Below are 11,749 nucleotides of genomic sequence, written 5' to 3'. Positions count from 1 at the left end.
GGGCAGCCCTTCGGGGGATTCGACGGGAGGGGGTGGAACGGGACCGGCCGGGCGGTCAGAGCAGGAAGCCGGCCGGGAACGGGTCGGTGGGGTCGAGGAAGTACTGGGCGGTGCCGGTGACCCAGGCACGCCCGGTGACGGTCGGCACCACCGCGGGACGCCCGGCCACCTCGGTCTCCTCGACCAGGCGGCCGATGAAGGTGGTCCCGATGAAGGAGTCGTTGCGGAAGTCCCGGTCCAGCGGCAGCTCGCCGCGCGCGTGCAGCTGGGCCATCCGGGCGGAGGTGCCGGTGCCGCAGGGCGAGCGGTCGAACCAGCCGGGGTGGATGGCCATCGCGTGCCGGGAGTGCTCGGCGGTGGAGCCGGGGGCGAGCAGCTGGACGTGGTGGCAGCTGTGGATGGACGGGTTCTCCGGGTGCACCGGCCGGTCCGGGCCCGCGTTGATGGCGTCCATCAGGGCCAGGCCCGCGTCCAGGATGTCCTGCTTGCGCTCCCGCTCGAACGGCAGGCCGAACTCGTCGAGGGGCAGGATGGCGTAGAAGTTGCCGCCGTAGGCGAGGTCATAGGTCACCGTGCCGAAGCCGGGCACCTCGATCTTCTGGTCCAGCGCGACCGAGTAGGACGGCACGTTGCGGATGGTGACCGCCTTGGCGGCGCCGTTCTCCACCGCGACGTCGGCGATCACCAGGCCCGCCGGGGTGTCCAGCCGGACGGTGGTGACCGGCTCGACGACCGGCACCATGCCCGTCTCCACCAGCACGGTGGCCACGCCGATGGTGCCGTGGCCGCACATCGGCAGCAGGCCGGAGACCTCGATGTAGAGCACGCCCCAGTCGGCGTCCGGCCGGGTCGGCGGCTGCAGGATGGCGCCGCTCATCGCGGCGTGGCCGCGGGGCTCGTACATCAGCAGCGTCCGGAACTGGTCCAGGTGCTGCTGGAAGTGGACGCGGCGCTCGGCCATGGTGGTACCGGGGATGACGCCGAACCCGCCGGTGATGACCCGGGTGGGCATGCCCTCGGTGTGCGAGTCGACGGCGTGGAAGACGTGGCGGCTGCGCATCAGCTGACGCTCCGTGGGTGGTGGGTGGTGGAGGGGGACGGCCCGTGGAGGGCCGCCAGGGGGCCGGCTGCCGCCGCAGCCGGCCGTCCCGGACTCCGGGAACTACGGGGTGCCGATCAGGCGAGGCCCTCGGCCAGCGCCTTCTCGGTGGCCGCGCGGACGGCCGCCTCGATCTCCGGGGTCAGCGGCAGGCGCGGGGCGCGGGTCGGACCGCCGGGGCGGCCGGCGATGTCCATGGAGAGCTTGATCGCCTGGACGAACTCGGTCTTGGAGTCCCAGCGCAGCAGCTGGTGCAGCGCCTTGTACAGCGGCAGCGCGGTGCCCAGGTCGTGGGCGACGGCGGCCTGGTACAGCGCGACGCTCGCCTCCGGCAGCGCGTTCGGGTAACCGGCGATCCAGCCGACGGCGCCGGCCAGGGCCAGCTCCAGCAGCACGTCGTCGGCGCCGATCAGCAGGTCCAGGCCCGGGGCCAGCTCGGCGATCTCGTACGCCCGGCGGACGTCGCCGGTGAACTCCTTGACCGCGACGATCGAGCCCTCGCCGTGCAGCTCGGCGAGCAGCGACGGGACGAGGTCGACCTTGGTGTCGATCGGGTTGTTGTAGGCCACGATCGGCACGCCGGCCTTGGCGACCTCGGCGTAGTGGCCGCGCACGGCGGCCCGGTCGGCGCGGTAGGCGTTCGGCGGCAGCAGCAGGACGGAGCCGGCGCCGGCCTCGGCGGCCTGCTCGGCCCAGCGGCGGGACTCGGCGCTGCCGTAGGCGGCGACGCCGGGCATCACGCGGGAACCGTCGCCGGCCGCCTCGACGGCGACCTCGACGACCTTGGCGCGCTCCTCGGCGGTGAGGGTCTGGTACTCGCCGAGCGAGCCGTTGGGGACGACGCCGTCGCAGCCCGACTCGATCAGCCAGCGGACGTGGTCGGCGTAGGCGTCGTAGTCGACGGAGAGGTCCGGGCGCAGCGGCAGCGTGGTGGCGACCATGATGCCGCGCCAGGGCTTGGTGGCGTCGTGCAGGGTCTTGGACACAGGTGACTCCTTGGTGAGGTGTGACATTTTATAAAGGGGCACGCGGCGGACACAAGAGGCGCCGCCGAGCGATGTCGGGCGGGTCGGCCGGGAACCGGACGAATCCGGTCCCGGCCGGTCAAGCTCAGTCCAGCTCAGTCCCGACCGATCGAGCTCAGTTCTGGTCGGTCCGCCCGGCCTGGTCGGTCGTGTCGGTCCGGTAGGCCGCGAGCTGTCCGAGCGGAACGGGGCAGGAGAACGGCCGGCTGTCGGCCCGCACCTCCCCGTCCTGGGCGCCGCCGCCGGCCAGGCAGGCCACCGCCGGACCGCACATCCGGCCCTGGCACCAGCCCATCCCGGCCCTGGTCAGCAGCTTGACGGTGCGCGCGTCGCCCGCGCCCAGCTCGTCCACCGCCTCGCGGATCCGCCCGGCCGGGACCTCCTCGCAGCGGCAGACGTCGGTGTCCTCCCGCAGCCAGTCGGTCCAGCCCGGGCCGGGCCGGTGGGCGGCCGCCATCAGCTCGGCGAAGGCCCGCAGCCGGGAGCGCCGGCGCAGCAGCGCGGTGCGCACCGGCCGGTCGGCGACCGCGTGCGCGGCCAGCTCGCCCTCGGTGATCGCCAGGTCGGCGCCGCCGACCCCACAGGTCTCGCCGGCCGCCCAGAGCCCGGGGACGGTGGTCCTCAGGCGGGCGTCGACCTTGAGCGCCGCCGTCCCGTCGGGCGTGGTGCGGGTGGCCGCGCCCAACTCGGTGGCCAGCTCGATCTGCGGGACCAGGCCGTGGCCGACGGCGAGCGCGTCGCACTCGATCCGCCGCCCACTGCCGGGCACCGGACGCCATTCGGCGTCCAACCGGGCCACCGTGACGGCGGTGACCCGGTCCGTTCCGTGGACCTCGACGACCGCGCTGCGCGGCCGCAGCCGCACGCCGTGCCGCAGCAGCGCGGAGCCGTGCCCGGCGCCCTCGACGAGCTTGGCCGGAACGGCGGCCAGCACGCCGGGGCGTCGGGCGTACCCGAGGTAGGCGGTGGCCTCGACCACCGCGGGCACCTCGGCGCCGGCGGTGACCAGCGAGGAGGCCGCCGCGAGCAGCAGCGGGCCGCTGCCGGCCACCACGATCCGTCGGCCGGGCAGCACCAGGCCGGCCTTGAGCATGGCCTGGGCGCCGCCGGCGGTGACCACCCCGGGCAGGGTCCAGCCGGGGAAGGGCAGCTGCCGCTCGTAGGCGCCGGTGGCGAGCAGCACGGCTTCCGAGCGGACGGTGGCCCGGTCCTCGGCGTCCGGTCCGGTGGTGACGTGCAGCCGCCAGTCGCGCTCCCCGGCGCGCTCCAGCGCCCACACCTGGTGGCCGGACAGCACGTCGACGCGGCCGGCCGTCCGGTGGGCGGCGAGCCGGTCGGCGAGGCCGGTGTAGACGGACCAGCCGTGGTGCAGCCGGTCCGGCCGGGCGGCGCCGAGGCCGGGGGCCGGGTGACGGTAGTACTGGCCGCCGGTGCTGCGGCCGGCGTCGACCAGGGCACAGCGCAGCCCGAGGTCGGCGGCGGTCACGGCGGCGGCGAGGCCGGCCGGTCCGGCGCCGATCACCGCGAGGTCGTAGGGGCGCGGCTCACCGGCCACGGGGTCAGACGTCGAGCTCGGCACGGCCGTGGCCCTCCTGGGTGGTGACGGTGGTGCCGGGCTCGGCCGGCAGCAGGCAGGTGCGCTGGTTGGGCCGCCCGTCGACGGTGGCCAGGCAGTCGAAGCAGGCGCCGATCCCGCAGAACGCCCCGCGCGGCTTCCCGCCGACCCGGGTGGTGCGCCAGGCGAGCACGCCGTCGGCCCACAGGGCGGCGGCGATGGTCTGCCCGGGCAGCGCGGGCACGGGCCGGCCGTCGAAGTCGATGGTGAACGCGGGCCCGGGTTCGGCCTCGACCAGATCCGCGGGGGTACGGCTACGGCGCATGGGTGGGGGTTCTCCGTTCAGCTCATGAGCCGATCGTGGGGTGGTCGGACGACCTGACCGCAAAGTGCACTTTGCAAAGTCGTCGCACACTTTGCAAAGTGTGCGGCGACCTCAGGCAGGCCCTCGGGCGGGGCCTCAGGCGGGGCCTCAGGCGGCGTCGTCCTCGGCCGGAAAGCGGTCGGCCCGGAAGGGGGCGAGACCGAGATCCGGCTCCTTGCCGGTGAGCTGCTGGGCGATCAGCAGCCCGGTGGACGGGGCCAGACCGATGCCCGCGCCCTCGTGACCGCAGGCGTGGTACAGCCCGGGCACCCGGGGGTCGGCGCCGATCGCGGGCAGGTGGTCCGGCAGGTACGGCCGGAAGCCGCGGTAGGCGCGCATCACGTTCACCCCGGCCAGCACCGGGAAGAGCGCGGCGGCCTGGGCGGCCAGCCGGTGCAGCACCTCCACCGAGAGCGTCCGGTCGAAGCCGACCCGCTCGCGGCTGGCGCCGATCAGCACCGGCCCGCCGGGCGTCCCCTCGACCACGGCCGAGGTCTGCAGCGCGGCGGAGCCGCTGGCCACGTCCGCCACGTAGTCGGCGGCGTACACCTTGTGCCGGACGATCCGCGGCAGCGGCTCGGTGACCAGCACGAACCCGCGCCGCGGCAGCACCGGCAGCCGGACGCCGGCCAGCGCGGCCAGCTCACCGCCCCAGGTGCCGGCGGCGTTGACCACGGCGGCCGCGTCCAGCCGCCGCCGCTCGGTCTCGACGCCGCGCACGGCGCCGTCGGCCCCGAGCCGCACGGCCCGGACGGCCTCGCCGGTGTACAGCCGCGCCCCGGCCCGGCGGGCCGCGCGCAGCAGGTGGGCGGCGGCCAGCGCGGGCTGGACCTGGGCGTCCTGGGGGTAGTGGAAGCCACCGGCCAGGCCGGGCGCGAGGTGCGGTTCGAGCTCGTTCAGCCGCTCGCCGGGGATCTCCTCGGCGGTGACGCCGACCGCCCGCTGCGCGGCCGCGAAGGCGCGCAGCGCCTCCTGCCGGGCGGGTGTGGCGGCGACCACCAGGCCGCCCTTGGCCTCGTACTCGACGGCGGCGCCGAACTCGTCGGAGAGTTCGCGCCACAGGCCGGTGGAGTGCAGGGCGAGGTCGAGCTCGGGGCCGGGCTCCTTGTCGGAGACCAGCAGGTTGCCCTCGCCGGCGCCGGTGGTGCCGCCGGCGACCGGACCGCGGTCGACGACGTCGACGGCGAGGCCGGCCCGGGCGGCGTAGTACGCGCAGGCGGCGCCGACGACACCGGCACCGACCACCACGACGTCGGGGAGTCTCTGGGAGTGGGACACGTCAGTAATATGTCACATGCCATCGAACCTGCCAAGACCATCCGGCCGGAACGGGCCAAAGACATCGAAAAGCCCCGGCCCGCCGCTCGGAAAGCGGCGGGCCGGGGCTCGGGGCCCGTGGCCGGACCTCAGGTCATCGGCCGGTTCAGGTGATGTCGTCCATCTGCTCGTGGCGGGCGGCCGGCACGTGACCCGAGGCGCTCGGCGTGCTCGACGCCTCGATCGCCTCGGCCCCGGCGACCGGCGCCACCGAGAGGTCCACGTGCGAGGCCTCCTCGTCGCTCAGCGCGAGGTCCGGGTTGCGCCGGGCCTTGCGCCGGTCGTTCAGCATCGCCACCCCGACCGCGAGGAAGTACAGCGCCCAGATCGGCGCGGCCAGCGCCAGCATCGTGAGCGGGTCGGCGCTGGGCGTCGCGAAGGCGGCGAACACGGTGATGCCCATCACCATGCCGCGCCACCAGCCCAGCAGCCGCTTGCCGGTGACCATGCCGACCAGGTTCAGCATGACCAGCAGCAGCGGGAACTCGAAGGCCAGGCCGAAGATCAGCACCAGCCGGGTGGCGATGTCGAAGTAGTCCGCGGGCGGCAGGATCGGCGTGGTCTGGTCCGGGGTGAACGAGATCAGCACCTGGACGGTCACCGGCAGCAGCAGGATCGCCAGGGTCACACCGGCCAGGAACAGCGGCGCGCCGCAGGCGATGAAGAGCACGGTGTACTTGCGCTCGTGCTTGTGCAGGCCGGGCGCCACGAAGGCCCACAGCTGGTACAGCCAGACCGGGACGGTGACGACCACACCGACGGTCAGGGCGACCTTGAGCATCCAGTTGAAGCCCGCGGTCAGACCGATGGTGGAGACCTGCGCGCACTTGCCCTTGGTGGTCTCGATGGTCTCCGGGGTGCACTGCGGCAGCGGCTTGAGCAGCAGCGTCTCGATCTGCTTGTGGAAGATCAGCGCGACGATCGTGATCACCACGATCGCCAGGACCGACTTGACCACGCGGTTCCGCAGTTCCCGCAGGTGGTCGGCGAGGGCCATCCGCCCCTCGGGATCCTTGGGCGTCTTCGACGCCTTGGTGAGCTTGCTCAACCCCGGTCCTCAACTCGTGCGTCGAGGCCCGCCGGTCGACGGGCCTCCAGTGGTCGCGTGTGCGGCGCGCTCAGCGCGCCCCGCCGTCCGGAGCGGACTGCCCGGCGGGCTGCTCGTTCACCGGGCGGGCGGTCGCGGACGCTCCCGGGGCGGACTGGATGGTCTTCGCCGTACCGCCGTCGGCCACCGCCGGGGCGGACGGCGCCGGGGTGCCGTCGGTGCCGTCGGTGCGCATCGCCTTGGCCTCGCTCTTGAGGATCCGGGCCGACTGGCCCAGCGAACGCGCCAGATCCGGCAGCCGCTTGGCGCCGAAAAGCACAATTGCGATGACCGCGACCAGGAGGATCGCGGTGAACGAGACCCGCATGCTCGACCACCTTCAGTCTCGGCGGCACCCGACGGGCCGCCCGCTGCGGGGATGGTAACCGCTGCGGGTGACGCCGTGACGACGGCCGCCCGAACAGGACAGCGGCCCCCGTTCGCGCGCAGGAGCCAACTGAGAGCGTAACGCGCCCCTACCTCCGAACAGCAGCCCCCGGTGCGCTCCGTTCGACATCACCGGCAGGTCCGCGACGGTCCGCCGCGCTCCGTGCGCCGGGGTGAACGCTCCGTACGCCGGACCGCGGCGGGCCCGCGCGCCGTCAGGAGCGGGCCGCCGCCGAGGCCGCGAGGTCGCCGGCCGCCTCGGCCAGCGCCCGCGAGGCGGCGTCCACGCCCTTCGCCAGGGCCCGCACGTCCATCCAGAGCCGGACCGCGAGGACGCCGAGCACCAGCAGGCCGGCGGTGGCGAGGAGGACGGCGGCGACGAGCATCCAGGACATGGACCCCACCCTAGCGGCCCCGCTCACCGGCCCCGCTCATCCCTCGGCCGGCACCAGCCGCATGGTCCGCACCCCGGCCTCGGTCAGCGCGGCGACGATCTTCTCCCCGGCGGGCTTGCGCACCGCCGCCCCGCACAGCGGGCACCCGAAGCTGTAGTGCGGCTGCGCCGCCGCACGGCCGAAGGTCAGGCGGAACGCCTCGACCGGCAGCTCCACCTTCTCCCGGCACTCCGAGCAGTACACCTTGAATCTGGTACCGGGCTCCACGGCTCAGACCCGCCCCTCCCCGTAGTGCGCCAGCGCCTCCAGCGCCGCCGCCCGCGCCTGCCCGGCCAGCTCCGGCGGCGAGACGATCCGCCCGTCGCGGCCCAGCCGCAGCGCCAGCGGGCGCAGCTGCGAGGGGTCGGCGCTGCGCAGGGTGATCCGCAGTCCGCCGTCCGGCAGTTCCTCGGCCCGGTCGTGGGTGTAGTACTCGGCGACCCAGCGGCCGCCGGAGGAGACCTCGACGACGACCTCGGGGTCGTCGGCGGAGGGGTTGACCAGCCCGCCGGAGAGGTCGCGCGGCTCACGCTTGGGCGGGTCGGCGGGGACGTCCAGGACCTTGATCTCGGCGACCCGGTCGAGCCGGAACATCCGGTGGTCCTCGGAGGTCCGGCACCAGGCCTCCAGGTAGGTGTGGCCCTCGGTGAGCAGCCGGATCGGGTCGACCTCGCGCTCGGTCATGCCGCCGCGGCCGTGCGAGTAGTAGCGCAGCCAGAGCCGGCGGCCCTCGCTGAGGGCGCGGTCGATGTCGGCGAAGACGTGGCTCTCGGCCTCGAAGGTCACGCCGACCCGGGCGCTGCCCTCGGCGTTCTCCCCCGCCGCGTTCTCGATCTTGGCGACGGCCCGGGTGAGCGCCTCGCGGTCACCGGCCCGCAGGCCGGGCAGTCCGGCGACGGCGCGGGCGGCGACCAGCAGCGCGGTCGCCTCGTCGGCGGCCAGCCGCAGCGGCTGGGCGACGTCGTCGACGTTGTGCCACCAGATCCGCTCGCCGTCGGTGTCGATGTCGAGCAGGTCGCCGCCGCGGAAGCTGGTGCCGCACATCGGCAGGACGTTGAGGTCGCCGATGAGTTCGCGCTCGCTGATGCCGAAGGCCCGGGCCACCTCGGCGACCTCGGCGCCGGGGCGCTCGCGCAGGTAGGTGACCAGCGAGAGCATCCGCCGGGTCTGGTCGATCGCGTTGCTCATGCGGCCACCTCTCCCCCAGCCTGCGGCCGGGGGGACCCCCACCGCTCGGCAGGCGCTTCGCACAGTGCGCGCCTTCCGATGATTCTCCCCCAGCCTCCGGCCGGGGGTACCCCCGGGCTTCGCTCGCTCATGCCCGCACACCCTCCACTACGGTGCCGGCCACCGCACGCAGCCGGTCGATGACGTCGGCCCGCAGCTCCTCGGGGCCGACCACCAGCACGTCCGGCCCGAACTCGGCGAGGTCGGCGCCGAGCCCGTTGCCGTACGGGATCTCCAGTTCGTCCCAGCCGTCGTCGGCCCGCCGGGTGGCGAGCGCCTTGGTGCGCAGCGGGAAGCCCGCGCCGCGGCGGACCCTGACCACGGCGGTGGCGGTGGCGCCCTCGCCGGCGAACTTGGCCACGGTGGCGCGGACGTCGACGTGCTCGGGCACCGTGCCGAGGAAGGCGCCGGAGCGGGCCCGGACCTTGCCGGTGATCCGGCTGAGCCGGAAGACCCGGGCATCCTCGCGGTCGCGGTCCCAGCCGGCCAGGTACCAGTGGCCGCGCCAGCACTCCAGGGCCCAGGGTTCGACGCTGCGCTGTTCGACGGCGGCGGCGCCGGCCTTGCGGTACTCGAAGGTGACCGGGCGGCGGTCGCGGGCGGCGGTGAGCAGCGGTTCGAAGGCGGCCTCCCGGGCGGGGATGCGCGGTTCGAGGGCGGGGCGGCGCTCGGTCTCGGTGAAGGGGACGCCGGCGGCGCGCAGTTTCTGGAGCGCGCCGCTGGCGGCGCCGCTCATCTTGGCCTGCTGCCAGACCCGGGCGGCGAGGGTGAGCGCGGCGGCCTCCTCGGCGTCGAGGGCAATCTCGGGCAGGCGGTTGCGGTCGGCGCGGGCGAGGTAGCCGAGTTCGCCGTCGAGGGCGTTCTCGTCGACGTCGATGACCAGTCCGAGTTCGCGCAGGTCGTCCTTGTCCCGCTCGAACATCCGGTTGAAGGCTTCCTCGCTGCTGTTCTGCCAGGCTTCGCGGTAGGCCTCGATGGACTCCCGCAGCTCCTTCTTGGAGAGCGGACGTCTGGTGTTCATCAGGCACAGGGCGAGATTCATCAGCCGCTCTGCCTTGGCGATCGCCATCGCTGACCCTTCCGGTGTGCCGCGCCGCGCGCGGGGTGCGCCCGCCGGGCGTCGTCGTTGACCCGGCGGGACCGACCGTACCGGTAGCGGTACACGGTGCAAAAGCCGAGTCCGCGAACACGTGGGGCCGCACCCCCCGTGGGGGATGCGGCCCTGGCGATCAGCGTCCTCAGACGGAGATCAGGTCGACCACGAAGATCAGGGTCGAGCCCGCGGGGATGAGCGGGCTGGGCGACTGGTTGCCGTAGGCCAGGTGCGGCGGGATGGTCAGCTCGCGGCGGCCGCCGACCTTCATGCCGGCGACACCCTGGTCCCAGCCCTTGATGACCCGGCCGCCGCCGAGCGGGAACTTGAAGGTCGAGCCGCGGTTCCAGCTGGCGTCGAACTCCTCGCCGGTCGCGAAGGTCACGCCGACGTAGTGGACCTCGACGACCTGGCCCGGCTTGGCCTCCTCGCCGGTGCCGACGACGATGTCGCGGATCTTCAGCTCGGCCGGCGGGTCGCCGACCGGGAAGTCGATCTCGGGCTTGCTCACTAGTGCCTCATCTCACGGTTGGTTCGTTCCACGACCAAGCGGCGGGCGCCCGCACTCCGGTCCGTTCCCGGACCACGGTACGGGCGCCCGCCGCCCGTCCGGGCCCGGCCACGCGGCCGGGGCCCGGAGGTCACACGTACACCATTGTCACCCGAAAGTGGATCAGCCCTGACCGGCGTCGAGGATGTCGACGACGAAGACCAGCGTGGAGTTGGCCGGGATCTCGTTCTGGGCCTGGTCCTTGTATCCGAGCGAGGCCGGGATGACGAGCTCGACCCGGCTGCCGATGGTCTGACCCTCCAGGCCCTGGTCCCAGCCGGCGATGACCTGGCCGCCGCCGAGCGGGAAGGAGAACGCCTGGCCGCGGGTCAGCGAGGAGTCGAAGACCTTGCCGTCCTTGTACAGGGCGCCGGTGTACTGGACGAGGATCTTCTCGCCCTTCTCGACCTTGCGGCCCTCGCCCTTGATGAGGACGTGGCTCTTGAGCTCGGTCGGGTCGGCCGCGCCGGGCACCGGGGTGATGTCGGCGGGCTTCTTGCCGTTGTCCTTGACCTGCGGGAAGTCCGCGGGCGGCGGGGTCACGGTGCCGCTGACGACGGCGTCGGGGGCGTTGCTGTTGCGGATGTCGATGACGAAGATCAGGTTGTCCTTCGCCCCGATCGACATGCTGGGGTTGCCCTGGGCGCCGAAGGCGGCGGCCGGCGGGGCGACGACCAGCAGCCGGGATCCGGCCTTCTTGCCGATGACGGCCTGGTCGAGCGCCGGGATGAGCGCGTCGGTGCCGGCCTGGAAGATCTGCGGCTTCCCCTTGTCGTCGTAGGACGAGGGGATGTCCTTGCCGGTGTTCCAGTCCTTGCCGGTGTAGTCGACGGAGGTCCAGGAGTTCTTCTCGACCTTGGCGCCGTTGCCCTCGGAGAGGACCTTGACGACGAAGTTGCCGTCGGCCTGGTCGGCGGGCACCTCGATGGTGGCCTTGGTGCCGAAGTCGCCGGTGACGTTGGGCAGCACCTTGGCGCTGTCCTTGATCGGCGGGACGGGCTCGGCGGTCGGCGTCGCCGGGGCGGACTTGGCGGCGTCCGGCTTGGCGGCGGCGGTGTCGTCCGAGCCGTCCTTGTTCACCAGGTACAGGGTGACGGCGCTGCCGATGAGCAGGACGCCCAGGACTGTGCCGAGGATCACGCCGAGCTTGCCGACGTTGCCCGGGTTCTCGTTGTACCCGGCCTCGGAGGTCTCCTCGCGGCGGACGGTGGAGGCGAAGATCTGCGGGGCCTCGTCGGTCTTCGTCCCGGTGGCCCGCTGCGTTTCCCCGGACCCGCCCCACCCGGCCTGCTGCTTCAGGATCGCCGGGGGCACGATGATCGACTCACCGTCGCCCGGGAGCGGGCCGCCGGGCCGCGAGTCGGCCGGGTCCCCGGCGGAGTTACCAGGCGTGGTGCCGGACCCGCCCGGGCTCGACGCTTTCTCAGACATGACTCCCCATCCATCTCGCCACGAGGTCTTCGAGGTCTACGGCCGGCGTGGTGGCGCCGGGGTGCTGCCGCACTGCCCGCCCGGACCCCGGGCGCCGGCGGCGCCTACCACAGTGCGAGGGCAGTATGACAGGTCAGGATGAGGGCGGGCGCTTGCCCGTGCGAGCGCCCGCCCAAGCGT

The 11,749-nt window shown here is 73.8% G+C and carries 13 protein-coding genes; all 13 read right to left on the bottom strand.

Features of this window, described 5'->3' with window-relative positions:
• Positions 1-55: 55 nt before the first annotated feature.
• A complete protein-coding gene (locus ACFU9E_RS28295; RefSeq protein ID WP_380683546.1) occupies positions 56-1,060 on the bottom strand; it encodes a proline racemase family protein in 1,005 nt (334 codons plus the stop codon).
• Between the two features lie 116 nt (positions 1,061-1,176).
• Positions 1,177-2,040: a dihydrodipicolinate synthase family protein gene (locus ACFU9E_RS28290; RefSeq protein WP_380683558.1), complete on the bottom strand. Its 864-nt coding sequence runs from the start codon at positions 2,038-2,040 to the stop codon at positions 1,177-1,179.
• Between the two features lie 199 nt (positions 2,041-2,239).
• Positions 2,240-3,703 carry an NAD(P)/FAD-dependent oxidoreductase gene (locus ACFU9E_RS28285; RefSeq protein WP_380683544.1) on the bottom strand — a complete coding sequence of 488 codons (1,464 nt, stop codon included), beginning with the start codon at positions 3,701-3,703 and terminating at the stop codon, positions 2,240-2,242.
• Positions 3,684-4,004 carry a (2Fe-2S)-binding protein gene (locus tag ACFU9E_RS28280; RefSeq protein WP_380683542.1) on the bottom strand — a complete coding sequence of 107 codons (321 nt, stop codon included), beginning with the start codon at positions 4,002-4,004 and terminating at the stop codon, positions 3,684-3,686. Before ACFU9E_RS28280 ends, ACFU9E_RS28285 begins: the two co-directional genes overlap by 20 nt.
• 147 nt (positions 4,005-4,151) lie before the next feature.
• Complete coding sequence (locus ACFU9E_RS28275) at positions 4,152-5,321, bottom strand: NAD(P)/FAD-dependent oxidoreductase (RefSeq protein ID WP_380683540.1); 1,170 nt, start codon at positions 5,319-5,321, stop codon at positions 4,152-4,154.
• 145 nt (positions 5,322-5,466) lie between these two features.
• Positions 5,467-6,357: a twin-arginine translocase subunit TatC gene (gene tatC, locus ACFU9E_RS28270; RefSeq protein WP_380688769.1), complete on the bottom strand. Its 891-nt coding sequence runs from the start codon at positions 6,355-6,357 to the stop codon at positions 5,467-5,469.
• Between the two features lie 121 nt (positions 6,358-6,478).
• The gene (gene tatA, locus ACFU9E_RS28265) at positions 6,479-6,775 is read right to left on the bottom strand and encodes a Sec-independent protein translocase subunit TatA (protein WP_380688762.1); all 297 of its coding nucleotides are present in this window, start codon (positions 6,773-6,775) and stop codon (positions 6,479-6,481) included.
• A 274-nt stretch (positions 6,776-7,049) separates the two neighbouring features.
• The gene (locus ACFU9E_RS28260; RefSeq protein WP_355372477.1) at positions 7,050-7,229 is read right to left on the bottom strand and encodes a hypothetical protein; all 180 of its coding nucleotides are present in this window, start codon (positions 7,227-7,229) and stop codon (positions 7,050-7,052) included.
• Between the two features lie 36 nt (positions 7,230-7,265).
• Entirely contained in the window at positions 7,266-7,496 is a 231-nt protein-coding gene (locus ACFU9E_RS28255) for a hypothetical protein (protein WP_380715450.1), read from the bottom strand.
• A 3-nt stretch (positions 7,497-7,499) separates the two neighbouring features.
• Entirely contained in the window at positions 7,500-8,456 is a 957-nt protein-coding gene (locus ACFU9E_RS28250; RefSeq protein ID WP_355372471.1) for a WYL domain-containing protein, read from the bottom strand.
• A gap of 127 nt (positions 8,457-8,583) precedes the next feature.
• On the bottom strand, positions 8,584-9,564 hold the full coding sequence (locus ACFU9E_RS28245) for a helix-turn-helix transcriptional regulator (protein ID WP_380688766.1): 981 nt from the start codon (positions 9,562-9,564) through the stop codon (positions 8,584-8,586).
• A 169-nt stretch (positions 9,565-9,733) separates the two neighbouring features.
• On the bottom strand, positions 9,734-10,099 hold the full coding sequence (locus ACFU9E_RS28240) for an FKBP-type peptidyl-prolyl cis-trans isomerase (RefSeq protein ID WP_355372465.1): 366 nt from the start codon (positions 10,097-10,099) through the stop codon (positions 9,734-9,736).
• A gap of 162 nt (positions 10,100-10,261) precedes the next feature.
• A complete protein-coding gene (locus tag ACFU9E_RS28235; protein ID WP_380689863.1) occupies positions 10,262-11,569 on the bottom strand; it encodes an FKBP-type peptidyl-prolyl cis-trans isomerase in 1,308 nt (435 codons plus the stop codon).
• Between the last annotated feature and the right edge of the window lie 180 nt (positions 11,570-11,749).

Origin of the sequence: Kitasatospora sp. NPDC057595, assembly GCF_042800875.1 — a bacterium.
Lineage (GTDB): Bacteria > Actinomycetota > Actinomycetes > Streptomycetales > Streptomycetaceae > Kitasatospora.
The sequence above is the reverse complement of the archived record's forward strand: the minus strand, read 5'-3'. Positions and strand labels throughout refer to the sequence as shown.

What these genes read in the sequence shown, in the direction of transcription:
- ACFU9E_RS28295 (WP_380683546.1), bottom strand. Translation starts at nt 1,060, where the DNA reads ATGCGCAGCCGCCACGTCTTCCACGCCGTCGACTCGCACACCGAGGGC.
- ACFU9E_RS28290 (WP_380683558.1), bottom strand. Translation starts at nt 2,040, where the DNA reads ATGGTCGCCACCACGCTGCCGCTGCGCCCGGACCTCTCCGTCGACTAC.
- ACFU9E_RS28280 (WP_380683542.1), bottom strand. Translation starts at nt 4,004, where the DNA reads ATGCGCCGTAGCCGTACCCCCGCGGATCTGGTCGAGGCCGAACCCGGG.
- tatC (WP_380688769.1), bottom strand. Translation starts at nt 6,357, where the DNA reads ATGGCCCTCGCCGACCACCTGCGGGAACTGCGGAACCGCGTGGTCAAG.
- tatA (WP_380688762.1), bottom strand. Translation starts at nt 6,775, where the DNA reads ATGCGGGTCTCGTTCACCGCGATCCTCCTGGTCGCGGTCATCGCAATT.
- ACFU9E_RS28260 (WP_355372477.1), bottom strand. Translation starts at nt 7,229, where the DNA reads ATGTCCTGGATGCTCGTCGCCGCCGTCCTCCTCGCCACCGCCGGCCTG.
- ACFU9E_RS28250 (WP_355372471.1), bottom strand. Translation starts at nt 8,456, where the DNA reads ATGAGCAACGCGATCGACCAGACCCGGCGGATGCTCTCGCTGGTCACC.
- ACFU9E_RS28245 (WP_380688766.1), bottom strand. Translation starts at nt 9,564, where the DNA reads ATGGCGATCGCCAAGGCAGAGCGGCTGATGAATCTCGCCCTGTGCCTG.
- ACFU9E_RS28235 (WP_380689863.1), bottom strand. Translation starts at nt 11,569, where the DNA reads ATGTCTGAGAAAGCGTCGAGCCCGGGCGGGTCCGGCACCACGCCTGGT.